1 protein-coding gene is annotated in these 313 nt (G+C 69.0%); it reads right to left on the bottom strand.

Translation table 11 applies throughout. From position 1 onward, the window contains the following. A partial coding sequence (locus WU80_RS25010) for a DUF222 domain-containing protein (protein WP_156349805.1) occupies nucleotides 1-313 on the bottom strand: 313 nt, incomplete at both ends.

Here is a 313-nt window from a genome sequence, read left to right as displayed (position 1 = left end):
CGGACGTGGTGGACTTGGCTGTGGTAGGCCGGCGCGTCACAGCCCGGCCGCGTGCAGCCACGATCCTTGGCGTACAACATGATTCGCTGGGCGGGGGACGCCAGCCGTTTGGTGTGATGCAGGGCCAGTGACCTGCCGTCGTCGAAGATCGCCAGATAGTGGTGCGCGTGGCCGGCCCAGCGGATCACGTCCGACATGGGCACCAGGGTGCCGCCGGCGGTCAGGGCCTTGCCGGCGGCGGCCTCGAGGTCCTGCAAGGTGGTGGTCACCACGATCGACACGGGCAGCCCGTTGTGCTGACCCAGATTGCCCG

The sequence above is a fragment of the Mycobacterium sp. UM_11 genome (assembly GCF_001414075.1).
Classification (GTDB): Bacteria; Actinomycetota; Actinomycetes; order Mycobacteriales; family Mycobacteriaceae; genus Mycobacterium.
This window is presented reverse-complemented; position numbering and strand designations above follow the sequence as displayed.